The sequence below is a fragment of the Bradyrhizobium sp. GCM10028915 genome, assembly GCF_042666195.1.
In the GTDB taxonomy this organism is placed as follows: Bacteria; Pseudomonadota; Alphaproteobacteria; order Rhizobiales; family Xanthobacteraceae; genus Bradyrhizobium; species Bradyrhizobium canariense_D.
This window is the reverse complement of sequence record NZ_JBHTFN010000002.1, coordinates 57950-73837: the sequence shown is the minus strand read 5'-3', so window position 1 is coordinate 73837 and position 15888 is coordinate 57950. Positions and strand designations below refer to the sequence as shown.

Below are 15888 nucleotides of genomic sequence, written 5' to 3'. Positions count from 1 at the left end.
CGGCGTCTTGTTGCGCTTGCCAAAGGTAGCAGGAATCTGTCTGCCGGGCTTCGATATCGGCCAACTAACGAAGGCCGAAGGCGCGGGCGCCGTCCCGCTGCCTGGCCGCTCGACCATGTCACCTAGTGCCACGGTCGCCGGTTCGGTTCGACAAGAGCCCGCGAGCACACGAGTTAGGTCAAGGAGCTTGGTGGCTAAAAGTGGTTGAAGAGCGAGCCTGTGCGCTGAGAGGGTTCGATCCTGACCTCCCAGGCGAGGAATTGCGTGCGTAAGGCGACTGCTTCTATCGAAATTATCCCAAATGGCGCACTCTGATTTGGCCTATTATGCCTAAAGAAAAGGAGGCCTGAGCTGCCGCCGGTTTGATGGACACCGGGTTAAGCTAATCCCACCTTGCGCTCGAACTCAACAGGGCTGAGGTAACCGATCGTCGAGTGACGTCAGGTCGTGTTGTAGAACCGCTCGATGTAATCGAACACATCTGCTCTGGCCTCGTTCCTGGTGCGATAGCTTTTGCGCTCGGTGCGTTCGGTTTTCAGCGACGAGAAGAAGCTCTCCATCGCCGCGTTGTCCCAGACGTTACCGGACCGACTCATGCTGCAGACGATGCCGCTATCAGCCATCAAGCGCTGGAACTGCTCGCTGACGTACTGGCTGCCGCGATCGGAATGATGCCTCAGGGCATCCGGCTTGCTGCGCCGCCAGACCGCCATCAGCAGGGCGTCCGCAACCAACTGGGCGGCCATGCTGGCGCTCATCGACCAGCCGACCACCCGGCGCGAGAACAGGTCGATCACCGCCGACACATAGAGCCAGCCCTCAGCCGTCCAGATGTAGGTGAAGTCGGCGATCCACTTCTGGTTTGGGCGCTCGGCCTCGAACTGCCGATCCAGAAGGTTCGACGCCACGTTCGCAATCCGGCGATGGCCTGCGTCCTTCGGCAGACGCCGGCGTCGTGGCCGCGCCCGCAGGGCCTGCAGCGCATCAGCCGTTCGACCCGGTGCAGGCCGCATTCGACGCCGTCCGCCAGAAGGTCTCGCCAGACGCGCCGCGCGCCGTAAGTCCGGTCACTGGCAAGGAAGCTGACCTTGACCTGCTGGCCTACGGTCTTGTCGCTTCGGGATCTGGCGCTGGGCGATCGGTTCAGCCAGGCATGAAAGCCCGACCGCGACACGCCCATCGCTTCGCATAGCCATGCCACCGGCCAGATGCCCCGGTGCTTCGCGATGAAGCCGAACTTCATGTCGCTTCCTTCGCGAAGTAGGCAGCGGCCTTCCTAAGAAACAGCCGGATTGGCATCGCCCGGAATGGCCTGCAACACGAAGCCTAGCGATTTCGCCCGGCGCTGTAGGTTGGCGAGGACACGGCTACGATATTGCTGCTCATATTGGTCTGCACCAGGATCCTTGTAACTGATGCCGTGCCGGAGTGTGTTGTAGAATAAAACCGCAATCTTGCGAGGGGTCGCCGTGACGGCCTTCGATTTACCCGCGCGTGAGGACAGCCGACGATAGAATGCTCCAAGCGCTGTCTCGCTCCGCCCCACGGTTGTTGCTGCCAACCGCAACAGCGCAGCTGCGCGACTTGAGGATCTCCGTGTGCGCGAGGACAGGACCTTGCCGCCGGAGATCTTGTTGCCGGGTGCGAGGCAGAGCCAGGAAGTGAAGTGTTTGGCGCTCGGCCATGCCCTTAAATCCGTGCCGCACTCGCCGATGAGCTTCAATGCGAGCGACGGACCCAACCCATGGATCTCAGTCAAATCGACGCCAAGCACGCCATACAGCGCGGTCCTGACATCGAAGGTGGGTGTGTTGACCTGCTTGGTCTTGACGCGTGGCTTGGCTAGCTTTCCGACTGGTCCTGCTCCTTTGGTGTTCAATGCACTGATCAGGACTTCGAGCTTGCGATCACAGTCGAGCGGGATTGCGTTCGCCTGCGACAATGGCTCGGATAATCCGCATGCCGGTCGCGCCGGTGATATCCGAGACAACATGATGGAGCTGCAGGTTCATCTCCATCAGGGCCTTCTGCATATGTTGGATATGGGCGGCAGCATATTCCACGAGCCGCTCGCGCTGGCGCAGATAGGCTCGCAAGGTTGCGATCTCGGCATCGGGCCGGAAGCTGCCCCGTAACAGGCCATAGGAGTGGAGTTGGCGTAACCAAGCGGCATCGCTGACATCGGTTTTGCGCCCAGGTACATTCTTGGCGTACCGCGCGTTGACCAGAATGACCTCGAACCCGCGCTGTTCTAGGATCTCGTAGACCGGGATCCAATAGACCCCAGTGGATTCCATCGCGACACTGCTCACGCCGCACGCCTGGAACCAGTCCGCCAGCTCATGCAGGTCTTGCGTGAATGTGCCGAATGCACGCACTGGCGTATCGGTGCAGGCCGGGTTCACCGCGGCCATGTGCATCTTTGACCCGATGTCGATAGCGGCCGCGCCAAGGTTGACCGGCTTTAAGTCCGGGCCGCCACCAGTCGTCCTCTTAGACATCGCAAATCCTCCGTCCGATGATGGGCTGGAGGGTCTGGGCTATGCCAATTTGTCATCTTCCTAATCGGGATCGCCGCCGAAACGGCGTCACCACTCTGAAGTCCGCATGCGCCCATGGACCACGTTTTTTAACGGGGACAGTGCCTCCAATAAGCTGATGGCCGCTACCCTCCGAGCTTTTAGAATATCCCGCTCCGCCTTCAGCTTGTTGACCTCGCGCCGCAGCCGCTCGATCTCCAATTGCTCAGGCTTCATTTGCCCGTGGCCGGGGAAAGACTGCGCAGCGTCGAAGCCGAACTCCTTCACCCATTTGCGCAGCACGTTCTCATGAACGCCCAGGTCTCGGCCGGCTTGCGCCACAGATACCCCGCGCTCCCCGACGAGCTTGACCGCCTCGATCTTGAACTCTCGACGGAACTTCCGTCTCTGCATGACCCACCTCTGGCTCGATAAAACACTCAATCTCGGTGTCCATCAAACCGGCAGCAGCTCAGTCAGGAAGCGTTTGTGCTTGGCACGCAAGCAAGCCAGGAGGCACTTGATTGGTCGTGCCTTGGAAGTGCTTACACTTGTTGGACGCGATCTCACGGAGATGTTGTCCTATGGATTGGCGGGCTTTTTATTGAGAGACGTGCTGCAATGGACCGTCGGGCAACCGAGCGGAGAAGGCGCGTCCGAAACAGCTCTCGAGAGAGCTGTTTCGGACGTGGAGCCATGGTTGTCAAGCATCCTCGGCTTTCTAGCTAAGCTCAAAAAGCTTCCTTGGTGCACTCGTCAATACTTCGACGCCAGACTCGGTAACACGGAAGGTTTCGCTCAGCACGTACCCGAACTCCTCATCAATCCAGTTCCCGAGCATCAGATGGAAGGTCATATTCGGCTTCAGCTCTGTTAGATCTCCATCTTTCAAGCTCGCAGTCGGCTCGAGCCACCCAATCCCATGGGCGTAACCACAACGGGAGTCCTTTTTAAAATTATGCTTCTCAAGAATTCGATAAAATGCGTTTGCGACATCGCTACAGGTAGATCCCGGACGCACTGCGCTAAGTGCGGCCTCGAGGCCTGCGAGCTCCGCCTCATGTAGGCGACGGAGACGATCAGAAGGAGCGCCGATCGAAAACGTGCGAATGATACCAGCACAATAGCCGTGACGAACACCGCCAAGTTCAAGGTTGATCTGTGAGCCCTGGCGGAAGACATCTTCGCTCCATGAGATATGAGGCGTACCTGTACGTGGCGAGGAGCACAAACTGATCGTCGCGAGCTTAGTGCCCGCGCTGCCGTTCACACCACGAATCAATGTCCCCGCGATTTCGGCAACAGCATCAGCTTCCCGCACACCAGGGCGGATCACCTCAGCGGCTCTTAGAATCGCAGCATCGGAGATGGCGGCAGCTTCCCGCATCACGGCGATCTCAAGATCGGATTTGATGAGTCGAATCCATGTTACCGCATTGCTACAATCAACGTGTCTAGCGTTCGGCAGTCGCCTCCTGAACTTTTCCGCAGATTTCGCCGAGAGACTGCTCATTTCCAGCCCCTACACCGCGGCTCGCAGCATCCATTTCGTTAATGAAATCAATAACTGTGTCATAACCATCCATCTCTGGGTTTCCAATGAGCGCTTCGGGATAGCCGATGACTTTATCGCGTTCCATGAACGTTTGGTGGATCGCAGCAGGCGCGTCTTGACGACGAAGAATGAAGGTCGGTTCCTCATCGCGGCTGCAAACAAGAAGTCCCTGCGGCACATAGCCAGACGTGGCCGTGTACCCAGTAAGATAAGTTATGTTGTTCGCGTCGAAGACGACCAGGGTCTCGACATCGCGTCGTGCCATTTCCGACTTGAGCGTGGCGAGTCTTCGCAGGTACTCCGTCCTAGGAAATGCCTGGGGCCCTTTGCTAATTGTCATCGGCTTCGCTCCATCCAGTTGGTCTTGTGAAGGTGGTCTAAAGGGAAGTGCGACTGCCTGAGCGGGTTTGTTAGCTTTCAAATGTCGAGCCCGCTGCTGCAGCCTCCGCGCGCGCAAACGCAAGCGCGGCAATGGCGGTGTCCTGAATGCCGGTGCCAGTAAGATCAGCGATGGTGATTTGCCGGTCGTGCTCGCGGCCGGTCGCGGTCCCTGCAATGATCTCCCCTAGCTCTGGAAACCTTGCATCCTGCGGCACCGCGCCCGCGGCAATCGCGTGGTGAAGTTCCCCCAACCGTTGGGTCTGTCCGAGGCAATCGGGTACATAAACATCCGCACGGGCGATCGCGACTGGATCGATTTCGTTCTTTTGCTCGGCATCCGATCCCATCGCCGTTATGTGCTGTCCGGGTTCAAGCCAGTCCGCGTTTAGGATGGGCCGATCGGCAGGTGTAGTCGTGACGATTATGTGCGAGCCAGCTACAGCCTCTATCGGATCGGCATGGCGCCTTACAATGAAACTAAATTTCGCAGAGAGTTCCTGGACAAGTCTGTCGGCTTTTGAGACATCGCGGGCCCAGATGCGGGCCTCCCTGAGAGGCCGGACCATCGTGAGCGCTTGCAGTTGAAGCCTCGCTTGATTTCCGGCCCCAAATACGGCAACCACTGAAGCGTCCTTGCGGGCCAGATGTTTTGCTGCCACAGCACCAGCTGCGGCGGTGCGCACGTCGGTCAAATAACCATTGTCCAGTAGTATCGCTCGCACTAAACCAGTAGTGCTGGAGAGCAATACCATCATCCCGTTGACGCTTGGCAGACCGATCTTCGGATTGTGAAAAAATCCGGGGCTAATCTTTATGGCAAAGCTATCAAGGCCAGGCATGTAAGCCGTTTTGACGTCTACCTCGCCTCCATGTTCGGGAATATCGAGCCTGAGGACAGGCGGCATCGCGACTCTCTTGGTCGCTAGCGAATGGAACGCGTCCTGGATGCAGTTGACCGCCATCTGGTCTAGCGGAACTAACTGCCTAAGCTCGCGCTCTGTCAGAACTTTCAACTTGGGCATCAGTCCTCCTCTCGAAACACCGTATTTTGCCCCTGAACGACAGAGCGGTGCAGTCGCATATCGATATTTCGGCCGGAAAGAACCACGACTACCGGTCCCCTTAGGCTAGGGATTTTGTCAGCAAGCAATGCGGCAATACCGATAGCTCCCGCGCCCTCGAGGATTTCACGTTCTTCATTGTAAGCATAACGAATACCGGCCGCGATCTCTGCTTCTGTCACGAGCACTACGTCGTCGAGCAAGGCGCGACACATAGTGAAGGTCACCCCGTTGTTGAGGCCAATACCACCGCCCAGCGAATCGGCAAGGCTGGGCAACTCATCGACGAGCACCGGCCGACCAGCATCAAGGCTTGCCTTCATCGCCGCGCCGTTTTCCATGGTGAGGCCTATGACATTCGCGGCTGGTCGCATATCCTTCACTGCTGCTGCGATACCGGCGGCTAACCCACCGCCGGACAACGGCACAAGTACGGTCGCGACATCAGGCCTGGCTTCGACGATCTCAAGGCCAATTGTTCCTTGGCCAGCAACGATTTCCGGGTGATCGAAAGGCGGCACCATCACCAGTCCGCTTTCAATCACAAGACGCTCGACTTCTTTCTGCGCATCGTCCTGCGACTGGCCGACGATCCGCACGTCTCCTCCAAGCCGGCGAACCTCCGCGACCTTGTTTTCTGGTACCAGCCTCGACATGCAGATTGTTGCACGCGAGCCAACCGCGCGGGCCGCATGAGAAAGGGCGCAACCATGATTGCCAGTCGAGGCAGCGACAACTCCTCTTGCCCGCTCGGCGGCAGGAAGATTCAGGATCGCGTTGGTCGCTCCGCGCAACTTAAAACTGCCTGTTGGTTGGTAGTGCTCAAGCTTCAAACTTACCGGGCTGCCGCAAAGTGCGGATAAACCGGCCGACCCCACAAGCGGTGTGCAGAGTATGTGATCAGCGATGCGCCTACGCGCATCCCGGATAGCGTCGACCCCAATCATACTCACTCTTCCAATTGAATAACGGTGAACAACGTCACCGATGCGGACCTTAGCGCTGTGACGCCAACAAAGCCCCGAATCCTTTTATCGGCTTGCGATAACTGGCGAGCCGAAGAGCATCCCAAGCCATCGCTTGAGAACTCGTGATGACAGGTATTCCGAGCTCCCGCTCCAGGCTCTCGATATGTGGAACAATCGGCGTTGCGGTGCAGGAGATAAAGATAGCGTCCGGCAATTTCGCTTGAGTGAGAGCCTTGGCTGCACCGAAAATAGCATCGCGACTCAGTTCCCCAATTTCAGCATCAGTCGATTTTCCGAAGGTACCATCTGCCGTTAATTCGAACGCGTTGTCGCGAAAGAACGAAGAGAGTTGGTGATGAGTCCGGAGTTCGTAAGGCGTAAGCAGCGCTATTCTCTTCGCTGGCATCCCGATTAGAGTTGCTGCCTTCTAATGGCGAGACTGTAGGGAGCGTTCGTGATTGAATTCGGCGAAAATCATCGCATCCTGACGAATTGCTGCAAAGTTTCACGGAAGAGCGCTATCGGGCGGCGACGCTGTTGATGGCGGGCGCCCCGCTCGCGCGTCTCGCCGACCCGGTGAAGATCTCATTGCCGTTAATGAACGGTCATTGTTATTGGCGGCGAATCGTTCGTGCGCACCGCGCCTTCAGCACACGCGTCGAACTGGCCGTCGTTGCCGACCACTGGTATCACCTCGCCGTGGGCACAGTTCCTCATGAGCAGAGGGCGGTTCCGGATAGCGTTTGACACAAGGTGGGCCCGCCTAGCTTTGGGACAGAGACGGAGCACCAGCGAGCCGGCAGACGCAGAGGTGCTCTCCGACCGGTCAATTCATCGCCTGGTAGAGGGGCGGTGTATCCGCTCATGTAATCGAGAATAGAGAGACCGGTCTTCATGGGATCCGCGCCGGCTCGCTGTTGGACCGCGCGGACTGATCCGGCAGAGCGTAAGATGCGCTCACAATCGACGACCGGCATGTAGCGGCGGGGCTGGCTGAGCCCGGTCAGCGGGGAACGGATGCTGGATTTAGTTCCTCCTGGAGCATACTACTGTGCACCTATTGCTCGCAAGGTGCGGTGGCGGAGCATTGTCACTGGACGCAGATGGCAGAACGACTCGTTCTCGCCAGGCCTAGGGATGATCAACTTGGCCCGAACGATCACCTCCGGCCGCCTCATTTGCTCATCTCTGCCCAAGGTTGGCCAGCACCTGGGCCGGATATCTGAAAGCGACAAGACCGACACGTGTGTTTGTTGAGTTCACGGACGGCTGGGACAAAAAGGGGCCACCCCCGAAGGAGTGGCCCGTCAAGTCAGGGAGGAAATGCCCCCATAGGAGGCTTCGGGGATCAGGCCGCAGCCTGATCGATCGGTGAGTATGGCAGGCCGAGACTCTCGGCCACGGCTTTGCAAGTCAGCCGGCCACGATAGACATTGAGGCCCGCTCGCAGATGTTGATTCTCGAGCACGGCTGCAAATCCCTTGTTGGCGAGAGCCAGTCCAAAGGGTAGCGTGGCATTATTCAGAGCTTGGCTCGAGGTGAGCGGGACAGCCCCGGGCATATTGGCGACGCAGTAGTGAATGACCCCATCTACCTCATAGGTCGGATCGGCGTGTGTGGTTGGACGAGATGTTTCGAAGCACCCGCCCTGATCGATCGCAACGTCAACGATCACCGAGCCCTTTCGCATCGAGCTCAACATGCTGCGGCTAACCAGCTTCGGCGCGCTCGCTCCGGGAACGAGCACGGCCCCGATTACGACGTCCGCAGCAAAGACCTCTTCCTCAACGGCATCTATGGTCGAGAACCTCGTACGAGCCCGCCCTTCGAACTGTTCATCAAGTTCACGAAGCCGGGGAATCGACGTATCAAGGATTGTAACCTCGGCTCCCAAGCCAACCGCCATTCGAGCTGCGTGGGTACCGACAACACCGCCTCCGATCACCACGATGCGCGCCGCCTGAACACCAGGCACGCCGCCAATCAACAGCCCGCGACCGCCTGCATACCGCTTCAGCGCCGCACCGGCTGCCTCAATCGAAAGCCTACCTGCAACCTCGCTCATGGGCGCAAGCAATGGAAGTCCGCCATATGCGTCAGTGACCGTCTCGTAGGCGATTGCGGTACATCCAGATTTTAAGAGGCCCTTCGCTTGTTCAGGGTCCGGCGCCAAGTGGAGATACGTGAACAGAATCTGATTCTCTCGCAGCTGGGTCCATTCGGAAGGCTGGGGCTCCTTGACCTTAACGATCAATTCGCTCGACCCAAATACCTCGCGAGCGGAGCCTAGGATTGTTGCACCAGCCTTGCGATAGGTTTCATCGGTTGCACCAATGCCGGCCCCCGCATTTGTCTCAACCGCTACGCTATGACCGCCGGCAACATACTCGCGGACGGCTCCAGGCGTCAGACCCACGCGATATTCGTGTGTCTTGATTTCCTTGGGAACACCGACCTTCATTTGCAATCTCCTAGTTTGGGTAACTCTTTGTAGTCGGAACAGCCGTACTAACCTGCAGCGGACATCGCGAAGTAGCGCAGAAATTCAGCGAATTTTGCCGGTTAGTGCAGAAATCCAGAGGACCGCGCTAGCAGCGCGTGCAGCCGGTGGAGAATCATCCGCAGCCAGTAGGAATCACTAAGCGACAGCGCTTGTGGCATGCATTCAATGGTCGCGCGCTGGAGCCGTGTGTCGCCCAGCATGGACTGGCTTAGACCCACGGTCTTCTTGGTACCGGGTCTCGGTCGGTTGAATGAGCGTGACTACAGGGTCGCCTCATCCGATCTCGACGGGCGCGGCGCAGGGTGCCCAACCGGAAACGCCGGCTCGCGCTTCTTGCCGCGAACTTGATGGTCGATCAACTCCGGCAGCTCGCGCCTCGCGAACCGTCCACTGTGCTCTCGCCTGCTCAGCCGCCTAAGAGCATTGGAGCTCATACCGGCCGCTCGTGAATGGTCTGACTTATCCATCGAGCGATTCCCGCTAGGCCGTCTTGAGTGTGCAGCTGCCCTATCACCCGAACCCCCACGGGAAGCTCATGGATAGCGAGGAGTGGCATTGTGATGGGGGCACCGACCACCGCCGCGGAGCCGCTGGATGATCCCCTGGGGTACGAAGCGGATCAAGCGGCTTGGTGGTCGGCCCGGGGTGTGACATACCGAGCTCGGTTGTAACCGTCTTTCCGAGGACAATGGCGCCCGCTGCCCTGAGTGCTTGTACGCAAGCAGAATCCTGTTTGGTGTAATTGCTTCGAAGAGGGGCAAGCCCATGCGAGTAAGCATGTCTTTAGTCATCAGCATGTCTTTTATGCCGACTGGCATACCATCGATGGTCGATAGCTCACGTCCGGCCTGATACCGCTTCGTCAAGGCATCGGCAGCGGATCTCGCTGCCGGGATGTTCATCTCGACCCAGGCTCTGACAACCGGTTCGCGGGTCTCGATGATTTCAAGACATCTCTCGAGGTATTTGCGGGGATCGTCCGTACCGTCCCTAAAGGCCGCCACCGCATCGTGGAATGTGAGGGGCTGAAAGTCAGCGGGGCTATATTGGGCCCACAACGAATTATCCTCGGAGTTGAGTTGCTGGACGAGCTAAAGACGGGATTGCTCCAACCGCGCTGAACGATTGAAGTGTGTTATTGGGCCCCGATGACGAGGCGTGCGGACTAAATGGCAATGCCTACGGGGGAGCCACCGACTTCGCGCTCGCGTGCGACTTCCGCATCGGGGTCGAAGGTTCTCGTTTGCAGATGCCTCCTGCACGGCTGGGCATCCAGTACTACCATTCCGATCTCCGCCGATACGTAGAGAGACTCGGCTTGCCCGAAGCCAAGCGGTTGTTTCTAACGGGGGAGGAGATTAACACCGCCACACTTGCGGATCGGCTTTCTCACCGAAACCTGTGCGCCAGAGAGGTTCGAAGCGCGACTGGAGGTCGTTGCCGGAATGCTCGCTCAGCCTTCTCCGGCTTGGCTCCGCGGTCTCAAGGCGTCGCTCAATTCAGTTTTCCGAGGCACCGCCGATCCGGCAGAGATCAACGCGAGGTTCTTTGAAAGTCTCTCCTGCGCCGATGCTCAGGAAGGGCTGAAGGCTTGGTCCAAGCACCGCCTTCCTGACTTCGCGGCCGTATGAACTCTTGCCGCCGGGAGGGCCCGGGCGTTGATTTCCGATCCAATTTCGCGTCACCCAACAAGACGCTTGGTTACTGAATTGCGGCGTGACGATCCGATCCGAAGTGCCGTACAAACCTCCAACTTGGAACGCAAAGGACGCAGCAATCCGGCGATCTTCGGCGCCCTCTTGCAGGATTTCAAACAGACGATGGAGTTCGCGGACTTGGCCGCGATGATGTCACAACTTGAGCGCGAAGACTCGGCTGACCCGATACGGCTCAACCACCCGAGTCTCGCGATCAAGATCGATCGAAGCCGGAATGGATCGACATCTTCGTTGTTTTGCCCCATTCGCAGTGATGATCGATCCGATAATGCAAGGAGCGCCCACCAGGGTGGCCGGTGGGCTCATGGGCGATGGACCGGGTTTTTCACAGGTTTGCTGAACGATTGACCGAAAGCACGCATCGAGACGCAGCTCAGCAGAGCATGGCCGAGGTCGCCGCTGCGCTCAGACTCTCGTGCTTCGCATATCTCGCTCTTCCCCGTGGGCCGGGCGGTGCTCCCAACCTGATCTCGACATATCCACCCTCCTGGACCGCCATCTATCTGCAGCGCGGCTACGAATCCGTCGATCCGGTGGTACGTCGGGCAATGCGCCAGCCTAAGCCCTTCCCATGGGGGCTTGGATTTGAAACCCGAAATCGGTCGGAGTCAGAACGCGCTCTGTTCGAAGAAGCCGCCAAATTTGGGATTCGCTGCGGATTTACATTCCCTATCCACGATGACAAGGGCGCGATCGCCGCGCTGAGCTTTGCAAGCGACGAGCGTCGATCTGGTTTCGAACGCTCGCTGCTCGAGCACGCCCAGAGCCTGCGGCTCATCGCAGCGTTTTTCCATGTACATGCAAAACGCTTCTGGACGATTGACCGCATGGTCGGTGGGGTGATGCTGTCTCCTCGCGAGTACCAGTGTCTCGAATGGTCCGCGCGCGGCAAATCAGCTGGGGAGATCGGGATCATTCTTGGCATCAAAGAGCGAACCGCGGGATTTCACCTGGATAACGCGCGCGCGAAGCTCGGCGTCAGCTCGCTTCGTCAAGCGATCGTGCTGTTGACCGAATCAAAATCTCAAAAATAGATCAACCACAGGCTGCAAGCACCTGTGCAACTCCACAGGATGTGCTCTCCTGCCTTCTCTGCTTGCTTGCCCGAAGCAAGGCAAGGAGGCAAGAATGATGCAGCTCATCACGCCGGAGTACTATGGCGAATTCGTCGACGATCTCACCGAGATGCACCGGCTGCGTTATCGCGTTTTCAAACAGCGCCTGGACTGGAACGTCGAGGTCAGCGGCGAGATGGAAGTCGACGAGTTTGATGTCCTTCGACCCGTACACCTCCTGAACCGCTCGAACGCTGGACGTATTCAGGGTTGCGTCCGGCTTCTGCCTTCAACCGGCCCAACCATGCTGAGAGACACGTTCCCGATCCTTCTGGACGGGCAGCCGGCGCCACGAAGCGACCGGATTTGGGAGAGCAGTCGATTCGCGCTCGATGTTCCTCCGGATGCGCCGAAGGCAAGTGGCGGATTTGCGACTGCTACTTACGAGCTGTTTGCGGGCATGATTGAATTCGGCCTTTCCATTGAATTGACCGAAATCGTTACCGTCACTGACGCCCGGATGGAACGCATTCTTCGCCGCGCGGGCTGGCCGCTCCGCAAAATCGGAAAAGCTCGTCCTCTCGGAAACACCACAGCCATTGCTGGATATTTGGAGGTCTCGCCCGATGCGTTGCATCGCATCCGCAAAGCGGGACACATCTCAGGTCCGGTGCTCTGGGCTCCGGTCCTCCAAGCGGCCGCCTAGATCTGGCAGCAAGTACAATCCTGGGCATCGCTGCGTATTGGAGCCGAAACCCATCTGCTTAAGACTTACGATGCACAAACCACGTCGATCAACACTCTCCCTTCAAGCCAGCAAAGCAATCGACCTGAAACACCTGCAATCGGTCGTGGCTGCGGCTGATTGTGGCAGCCTCCGTCAAGCGGCGGAATTGCTGAGAACCCAACAATCGAGTCTCAGCCGAAGAATCAGCGAGATCGAATATCACCTGGGAATTGCGATTTTTGAGCGCTTCAGCGGTGGTGTGCGCCCGACGCAAGCAGGCCGCAGTGTTCTTCGCCTGGCAAGGACAATTCTGGAGGAGTTCGATGCTCTCATCGCGACCGCGAGGGCTGTACGCAACAGCGAGGCTGGCCGGCTGAGTGTCGGGCTCTGCACCTCACTTTCCATTGGCAACCTGCAGACGTCCTTGCTGGATTTCAAGCAGCGATTCCCGCAAATCGAGCTTGTGACGATCGAGAAATCACGAAGACGCCTAGCGACGGCACTTCGCAACGGCGTTCTCGATATCCTGATCGTCACTGGGAACCTGCCGTTACTCGACAACCGAGTGATGCCGCTGTGGAGCGAACGTGTTCTTGTCGCCTTACCCCATGATCACCCCCTCACCGCGCGCGACACAGTCTATTGGACTGACCTGCGTGGCGAGACGGTCCTGCTAAGCCATTACGATCCGGGAAAAGAGTTTGAAGAACTTCTGATTTCCAAGCTCGTGTCGCCTGAGGACCGTCCTAAACTCGAGCGCCACGACGTCAGCCGCGGTATCATCAAGAGCCTGATCAGGATGAACACAGGAATCAGCCTAGTGCTGGAATCCGATATGGGCATCAACTATGCAGGCCTCGTCTACCGCGAATTGCGCGATGGAGCCGGTCCGAGCCGATTCGACTTTTCGGCATACTGGCGAGACGACAACGAAAACCCTGCGTTGGCTGCCTTCTTGAACTTGCTTTGTGAGCGCTATCCCTCGCCTCCGCTCGGACGCTGACGCGCCCGTCGAGCCTTCCGAAAACTTCTGTCCGCAGCCATGAACCGCGCCAACATGGGAGCGATAAGCTTGGCCGGCTCCCCGATCGGCTGTCCGCTCTCTTGCGCGAGGATTTCGGCGTACGCTACGAGATCCCTGTGCACACTCGCCGGGAGTTCATGCGTAATCCTGATCGGCTTATCGTCTTCGAGCGCTCCAAGTTTAAGCCTAGCCATCGTACCTCACCCCCTATACGGTTCGAGCACCAAGTCGCGATTGACGATCACCCGCACCGGAAATCCTGGACGAATCGTCAAGGTCGGCTGGATGTTGAGATTGCGGCGGACCACCTGCTGGCCCGTCTGGTTCATCGAGTCCCCCGCCCCGCGACGGAGCGCAGCGATGAGGTCGCTGTTGGTACTACCCGCATCCGATCCGGAATTCACCTCGGTGCCGACGGCGAGCAGCGTCGACAGCGCAGCCGCCCCCAACAGCTCCTTCCAATGCTTGTCGACCTCGTCCTCAAGCCCAGAGTAGCCCGCGACATCTGCGCCCGGCTGCCGCTCCAGGACGATCGACCGTCCATTTGGCATGATGAGGCGCGCCCACACCAGGAGCACGCGCGATTGGCCAAATGCGACTTGGCTATCATACGTCCCGATCAACCGGGCTCCTTGCGGAATAAGGCGAGCTCGCCCGGTCGGGGAATCGTATACCGCTTCTGTGACTTGGGCCGTGATCTGCCCAGGCAGGTCGGACCGAATCCCCGTGATAAGAGCGGCCGGAATGACCGTTCCCGCCTGGACCACAAAGGGAGAGACCGGTCTTGCGAGGCGATCGGGACTGGTGGTTCGACGGTCAACGGAAGCACGGACGAATGCAAGTTTTCGGTCCTGGCCATTCTGGGCAAATGCGTCGTCAGATGATGGCGCTGCATTTGATGGGGCTTCACTTGGCGATGTGACAGGGGCCTGTGCGCGGACGTTCGTGCTGGCAAACACCTTGCTGGTGCGTGCCGCCTCGCTCTCCTGATTGACGCGTTGCTGTTCAGCGTCAACACCGAGCGGGCTGGACGTCGAAGAGCCCTGTGCTGCGACGATCGGCCGACCAAGATCGCCGGGTAAAGGTGGTCCAAGCCGCGGCACCTCCTTCGGGATCTCAGCATAATCCATCGGCAAGGTTGCAAGCTGATCAGCGACATTGTGGTGGTCGGTCGCGTAAAGCTCCTCGGCGGCCGGCGAGCGCGATCGCTTCTCCTGCAGAGCCCACAAGACCGCACCAGAGATGAGCACCAGCAAAAGGGCGCTGCCGCCCGCAAGCACCTTGCGCGATAGGCGCGTAACTTGCGGCCGATCTGGCCGGAGCCGAAGGGTTTCGGCGATATCTTCCTGCGGCTTAACCCGAGGAGCGTCCCTGGGTATGTCATTCGGCTGGCCAGTCCCTGTCACAGCGACCTCCTGTCGGTTCGGACGATCCTGACCTTCTGCTGGTGCTCCTCGCCCAGCCTCAGTTCCGCGGCCGCGAACAGCCGGTCGACGATCAGCACATTGCCGTAGGCGCGATAGTTGACGAGCTCGGTCTTGCCATCGGGCCCGATCACGAAGAGCGGCGGCATCTCGCCCTGGCCGATGCCGGGCGAAAACTCGATGTAGACCTTGCGCCCATCGTCATAGGCATTGACAGGACGCCACGGTGGGCTGTCTCCCTCGATGGCGTAGCGGTGACGGCGCTGCGCCTGGTCCGGGATGACGGGTGTGGGCGGCAGAGATCGACCACGCGCGGTCCGATCCTCCGGATAGAACCACGCGACCTGTGGCATGTAGGGCTTTTCGCGGGACCGGAGCTCGACCAGGTAAGTACGCCGATCCGTGTTGACGACGAGATTGGTCTCGATCGCCGGACGTGTGGGCTTCACCATGATGTGCACACGTCGCGTGTCGCCACTGCCGCTTTCGGTGTCGCCGACCACCCAGCGCACGGTATCACCCGCGGCAACTGGTCCCGACCCGATCAGTTGCTCGCCGGGCTCCAAGGCGATGTCGGTGATCTGCCCCGGTGCAGCATAGACCTGATAGAGAGCGCCCGGACTATACGAAAACACCTGCACCGCATTGAAGTAGCCGGCTTTGCGCGGCTGCACGCGTGCGGCGTCATTCGCGGTCTCAATCCGCTCGACGGGTTCTTTGGCTTCCGCGTTCCTGCCGCCGCGCGCCGCCTTCCAGGCCGGCGGGACATGCAGCGGGCGCAGCCGATCGTCGGCGAGCGCCGGCAGATCTGGAGCTGGCGGGACATCGCTATCGTAACTGATTTGCGGCGGCTTGAACGTGGTGCACCCGCCAAGGGTGGCCACACCAATAACGAGAGCCAGAGCCAAGCTCGGGCGGCCCCTCTGTGACGCAATAACGAGACCTGACGGCAT

The 15888-nt window shown here is 59.1% G+C and carries 12 protein-coding genes and 5 pseudogenes; 5 read left to right on the top strand and 12 right to left on the bottom strand.

What is annotated here, in order from left to right:
• Positions 1-377: 377 nt before the first annotated feature.
• The 7 genes and pseudogenes from ACFQX9_RS01665 to ACFQX9_RS01635 form a co-directional block, all read right to left on the bottom strand.
• A pseudogene (locus tag ACFQX9_RS01665) lies at positions 378-1276 on the bottom strand (IS3 family transposase); the annotation flags it as partial.
• Positions 1277-2501 (bottom strand): annotated as a pseudogene (locus ACFQX9_RS01660) (IS110 family transposase).
• Between the two features lie 168 nt (positions 2502-2669).
• Positions 2670-2933 (bottom strand): annotated as a pseudogene (locus ACFQX9_RS01655) (transposase); the annotation flags it as partial.
• A gap of 307 nt (positions 2934-3240) precedes the next feature.
• Positions 3241-4414: pseudogene (locus tag ACFQX9_RS01650) on the bottom strand (M24 family metallopeptidase).
• 70 nt (positions 4415-4484) lie between these two features.
• Positions 4485-5477, bottom strand: coding sequence for an ectoine utilization protein EutC (eutC, locus tag ACFQX9_RS01645; protein ID WP_377786281.1), 993 nt, complete (start codon positions 5475-5477; stop codon positions 4485-4487).
• Positions 5477-6463, bottom strand: a complete 987-nt coding sequence (eutB, locus tag ACFQX9_RS01640; RefSeq protein ID WP_377786279.1) for a hydroxyectoine utilization dehydratase EutB — start codon at positions 6461-6463, stop codon at positions 5477-5479. Before eutB ends, eutC begins: the two co-directional genes overlap by 1 nt.
• A gap of 49 nt (positions 6464-6512) precedes the next feature.
• Positions 6513-6890, bottom strand: coding sequence for a hypothetical protein (locus ACFQX9_RS01635; protein WP_377786277.1), 378 nt, complete (start codon positions 6888-6890; stop codon positions 6513-6515).
• 86 nt (positions 6891-6976) lie between these two features.
• On the opposite strand from ACFQX9_RS01635, the gene ACFQX9_RS01630 reads away from it, so the two are divergent.
• Entirely contained in the window at positions 6977-7231 is a 255-nt protein-coding gene (locus ACFQX9_RS01630) for a hypothetical protein (protein WP_377786275.1), read from the top strand.
• 601 nt (positions 7232-7832) lie between these two features.
• Here the strand turns inward: ACFQX9_RS01630 and ald are convergent.
• On the bottom strand, positions 7833-8945 hold the full coding sequence (ald, locus tag ACFQX9_RS01625) for an alanine dehydrogenase (RefSeq protein WP_377786273.1): 1113 nt from the start codon (positions 8943-8945) through the stop codon (positions 7833-7835).
• Between the two features lie 552 nt (positions 8946-9497).
• A pseudogene (locus ACFQX9_RS01620) lies at positions 9498-9991 on the bottom strand (amidase family protein).
• 128 nt (positions 9992-10119) lie between these two features.
• Between ACFQX9_RS01620 and ACFQX9_RS01615 the strand changes: the two are divergent.
• The 4 genes from ACFQX9_RS01615 (at position 10120) to ACFQX9_RS01600 (ending at position 13490) form a co-directional block, all read left to right on the top strand.
• Entirely contained in the window at positions 10120-10539 is a 420-nt protein-coding gene (locus ACFQX9_RS01615; protein WP_377786271.1) for an enoyl-CoA hydratase-related protein, read from the top strand.
• A 477-nt stretch (positions 10540-11016) separates the two neighbouring features.
• Positions 11017-11739 (top strand): LuxR family transcriptional regulator, encoded by a 723-nt coding sequence (locus ACFQX9_RS01610; protein ID WP_377786269.1) that lies wholly within the window; start codon positions 11017-11019, stop codon positions 11737-11739.
• A 94-nt stretch (positions 11740-11833) separates the two neighbouring features.
• Positions 11834-12466 carry an acyl-homoserine-lactone synthase gene (locus tag ACFQX9_RS01605; RefSeq protein WP_377786267.1) on the top strand — a complete coding sequence of 211 codons (633 nt, stop codon included), beginning with the start codon at positions 11834-11836 and terminating at the stop codon, positions 12464-12466.
• A 70-nt stretch (positions 12467-12536) separates the two neighbouring features.
• Positions 12537-13490 carry a LysR family transcriptional regulator gene (locus tag ACFQX9_RS01600; RefSeq protein WP_377786264.1) on the top strand — a complete coding sequence of 318 codons (954 nt, stop codon included), beginning with the start codon at positions 12537-12539 and terminating at the stop codon, positions 13488-13490.
• Here ACFQX9_RS01600 and ACFQX9_RS01595 read toward each other — a convergent pair.
• From ACFQX9_RS01595 to trbG, 3 genes are read right to left on the bottom strand one after another with little or no spacing between them, the layout of a single operon-like run.
• Complete coding sequence (locus ACFQX9_RS01595; protein WP_377786262.1) at positions 13463-13705, bottom strand: DUF2274 domain-containing protein; 243 nt, start codon at positions 13703-13705, stop codon at positions 13463-13465. The genes ACFQX9_RS01600 and ACFQX9_RS01595 overlap by 28 nt on opposite strands.
• 6 nt (positions 13706-13711) lie before the next feature.
• Complete coding sequence (locus tag ACFQX9_RS01590) at positions 13712-14917, bottom strand: TrbI/VirB10 family protein (RefSeq protein ID WP_377786260.1); 1206 nt, start codon at positions 14915-14917, stop codon at positions 13712-13714.
• Positions 14914-15888, bottom strand: coding sequence for a P-type conjugative transfer protein TrbG (gene trbG / locus ACFQX9_RS01585; protein ID WP_377786258.1), 975 nt, complete (start codon positions 15886-15888; stop codon positions 14914-14916). Before trbG ends, ACFQX9_RS01590 begins: the two co-directional genes overlap by 4 nt.